Source organism: Clostridium neuense (genome assembly GCF_045310695.1).
In the GTDB taxonomy this organism is placed as follows: domain Bacteria; phylum Bacillota; class Clostridia; order Clostridiales; family Clostridiaceae; genus Clostridium_S; species Clostridium_S neuense.
The window spans coordinates 1-562 of sequence record NZ_JBJIAA010000053.1 but is presented as its reverse complement, the minus strand read 5'-3'; the positions used below and the strand labels follow the sequence as shown (position 1 = coordinate 562).

Sequence of the window (562 nt, the reverse complement as noted above, 5' to 3'; positions counted from 1 at the left end):
CCTAATGTAACATTATCATCATCAAATGTATACTCATGAATTGGTTTTATTGGATCTTGTGCATTTGTTACTGTAACTGAACATGATGCATTTGCATTGCTTCCATCTGCTGCAGAAGCTGTTATTACTGCCGTTCCATTTCCAACTGCTGTAACTTTACCATTAGCATCTACTGTTGCTATGCTTGTATCACTTGACTTCCATTTTATATTTTTGTTTGTAGCATTATTAGGTTCAATTGAAGCTGTTAGTATATCTGTTTCTCCACCTTTTAGTTCATCTGTTTGCTTATTTAACAAAATTTGTGATACCTTAGTGCTATAATCTACTACTCTGTCATATATCTGAAAATTATCTAAATCGAAGGTTCCTCCACCTAATGTAAAATCTTCACTTTGTCCATTATTTGAATTCTGTGATTTTTCTGTTCCTACTGATACTGGATTTACTAAATCATCTACATACATTTTTACTCCATTAATCTGAAAATTTTCTGCATAAGTAATCATTATTGTATGCCATTTTCCATCTAAGTACTTTGTTGCATCTACATTTAAGCTAG

At 31.9% G+C, this 562-nt stretch carries 1 protein-coding gene; it reads right to left on the bottom strand.

All coding sequences use genetic code 11. The annotated features are described in order from the left end of the window. A partial coding sequence (locus ACJDT4_RS23325; protein ID WP_406790020.1) for an Ig-like domain-containing protein occupies nucleotides 1–562 on the bottom strand: 562 nt, incomplete at both ends.